Source organism: Nocardioides sp. (assembly GCF_031422975.1).
Taxonomy (GTDB): domain Bacteria; phylum Actinomycetota; class Actinomycetes; order Propionibacteriales; family Nocardioidaceae; genus Nocardioides.
Window position 1 is genome coordinate 1 of record NZ_JANPEO010000632.1, and the last position, 2764, is coordinate 2764.

Annotated in this window: 3 protein-coding genes; all 3 read left to right on the forward strand. The window is 66.8% G+C overall.

The window, feature by feature from the left end; genetic code table 11:
* Window positions 1-900, forward strand: a 900-nt coding sequence (locus RMO85_RS18795; protein WP_310530244.1) for an ABC transporter ATP-binding protein, incomplete at its 5' end; no start/stop codon positions are given.
* Window positions 900-1688: an ABC transporter permease gene (locus RMO85_RS18800; RefSeq protein WP_310530245.1), complete on the forward strand. Its 789-nt coding sequence runs from the start codon at window positions 900-902 to the stop codon at window positions 1686-1688. The genes RMO85_RS18795 and RMO85_RS18800, both read left to right, overlap by 1 nt.
* Complete coding sequence (locus RMO85_RS18805) at window positions 1688-2491, forward strand: ABC transporter permease (RefSeq protein WP_310530246.1); 804 nt, start codon at window positions 1688-1690, stop codon at window positions 2489-2491. The genes RMO85_RS18800 and RMO85_RS18805 overlap by 1 nt, the downstream gene beginning before the upstream one ends.
* The last annotated feature ends 273 nt before the right edge of the window (window positions 2492-2764 follow it).

Below are 2764 nucleotides of genomic sequence, written 5' to 3' on the forward strand. Positions count from 1 at the left end.
AAGTCCTTCGGCGGGTTCGAGGCGGTCAAGGGCATCGACGTCGAGGTGCGCCGCGGGGAGGCGTTCGGCTTCCTCGGTCCCAACGGCGCCGGCAAGTCGAGCACCATGCGGATGATCGCGTCGGTGAGCCCGGTGACCTCCGGCGAGCTCCGGATCCTCGGCATGGACCCGGCCACCGACGGCCCCGCCATCCGTGGTCGCCTCGGTGTCTGCCCGCAGGAGGACACCCTCGACAACGAGCTCAACGTCTTCGACAACCTCTACATCTACGGCCGCTACTTCGGCATCGACCGCGCCACCTGTCGCAACCGCGCGCACGAGCTGCTCGAGTTCGCCCAGATCACCGAGAAGGCGAAGTCCAAGGTCGAGGACCTCTCCGGCGGGATGAAGCGACGGCTCACGATCGCGCGCAGCCTGGTCAACAAGCCCGACCTGCTGCTCCTCGACGAGCCGACCACCGGCCTCGACCCGCAGGCCCGACACGTGCTCTGGGACCAGCTGTTCCGGCTCAAGCAGGCGGGCGTGACGTTAGTGATCACGACCCACTACATGGACGAGGCCGAGCAGCTCTGCGACCGGTTGGTCGTGATGGACAAGGGCCTGATCGCCGCCGAAGGATCGCCACGGCAGCTGATCGAGGAGCACTCGACCCGCGAGGTGGCCGAGCTCCGCTTCGGCATCGACGACGAGTCCAACCCGCACGAGCAGATCGCCGGCAAGATCGATGACCTCGGCCGGCTCGAGATCCTGCCCGATCGCATCCTCGTCTACAGCCCAGACGGCGAGGAGGTCATCGCCAAGGTCCACGAGCGTGGCCTCGACCCGATCGCCGTGCTCGTACGCCGCAGCACCCTCGAGGACGTCTTCCTCAAGCTCACCGGGCGGACGCTGGTGGACTGATGAGCCTCAGCCTGGTCACCGGCACGCTCCGGCAGACCGACTACTGGTGGACGCTCTTCAAGCGCACGTGGAAGGGCGGGGTGATCGGCTCCTTCGTCTCGCCGCTGTTCTACGTCGTGGCGATGGGCGTGCTGCTCGGCGGCTTCATCGACGGTGACCCGGCCAAGCTCGAGGGCGCGACGTCCTACCTCTCGTTCATCGTGCCCGGGCTGGTGGCCACGCACGCGATGCAGATCGCGGTGGGGGAGACGACCTATCCGGTGATGGGCATGCTCAAGTGGCACAAGACCTACTACTCGATGATGGCGACGCCGCTCGAGCCCCGCCACCTCGTCGCGGCCAACCTGATGTTCGTGCTCTTCCGACTCGCCACGGCGTGCGGCGTCTTCATGCTGGTGCTCGCGCCGTTCGGCGTCTTCGAGTCCTGGTGGGGCCCGTTCCTCGCGTTCGGCTCGCAACTGCTCGTCGGGATGGCCTTCGCCGGCCTGGTCTACGGCTTCTCCACCCGGCTCTACAGCGAGCAGGGCTTCGGAGTGCTGTTCCGCCTCGGTGTGCTGCCACTGACGCTGTTCTCGGGCGCGTTCTTCCCGATCTCCAACCTCGGTCCGGTGCTCGAGTGGATCGCCCGGCTCACCCCGCTGTGGCACGGCGTCAACCTGAGCCGGATGTTCTGCCTCGACACCGTTGACTGGTCGATGGCTGCGATCAACGTCGCCGTGCTCGTCACGACGATCGTGGTCGGCTGGTTCTGGTCGGTGTCCGGTCTCGAGAAGCGGCTGGCCGACTGATGAGCCTCAACATGCAGGCCCGGGTCCATCCGCCCCTCGGTCCGGCGAGGGCCGCGTGGCTGCTCGTCACCCGGAGCTTCATCGTCTACAAGAAGAACTGGAAGCTGTTCGTCACCGGCTTCCTCGAGCCGGTGTTCTTCCTCTTCTCCATCGGCATCGGCGTCGGCCGGCTGATCGAGAGCTTCGAGGTCAACGGCCAGGCGATCCCCTACGCCGAGTTCGTCGCTCCAGGCATGCTGGCGGTGAGCGCCTTCAACGGTGCGCTGATGGACAGCACCTTCAACGTCTTCTTCAAGCTCAAGTACGACAAGCTCTACGACCAGATGCTCGCCACCCCGCTGACGACCGCCGACATCGCGCGCGGCGAGATCATCTGGGGCCAGCTCCGGGGATCGAGCTATTCGGCGGCGTTCCTGCTGCTGATGTGGGCGCTCGGGATGCTGCACTCGTGGACCGCCATCCTCGCGCTGCCGGCGGCGCTGCTGATCGGTTTCGCTTTCTCCGCCGTGTGCATGGCCGCGACGACCTGGATGACGTCGTGGCAGGACTTCGACAAGATCACCCTCCTGCAGCTGCCGCTCTTCTTGTTCTCCGCCACCTTCTTCCCGATCACGGCCTTCGACGGGGGGTTGCGGTGGGTGGTCGAGATGACGCCTCTCTACCGCGGGGTCGTGCTCTGCCGCGAGCTGACACTCGGTCAGGTCGGCTGGGAGAGTGCCATCTCCGTCGGCTACCTGGTCGTGATGGGCCTGATCGGGTTGTTCGTCGTGCGACGACGACTCGATACGCTGCTGCTCACCTGAGCTGTTACTGCTGCTGCACGCCCGGTGCGGAGCCGGCCTGGCGGTGGGCTGCGACCCACCCGGTCATCGGCCGCCGGCTCCCGACCCCTTCCGTCGAGGTGGCGTCGGCGGCCATGGTCGTGGTCGGCGCTACCGAACCGTACGGTCGGACATCGTGCCGGGAACCAGCCCGACTGTTCGGTAGCACGGGCAGCGGATCAGCATGGCGGGGCGGATCAAGCATGGCGGCATCGTGCCGCACTGTGGCAGGAACCCGTTCGCCGAGGGCCTCGT

Coding starts and splice junctions, on each gene's coding strand:
- RMO85_RS18800 (WP_310530245.1), top strand. CDS start 900: ATGAGCCTCAGCCTGGTCACCGGCACGCTCCGGCAGACCGACTACTGG.
- RMO85_RS18805 (WP_310530246.1), top strand. CDS start 1,688: ATGAGCCTCAACATGCAGGCCCGGGTCCATCCGCCCCTCGGTCCGGCG.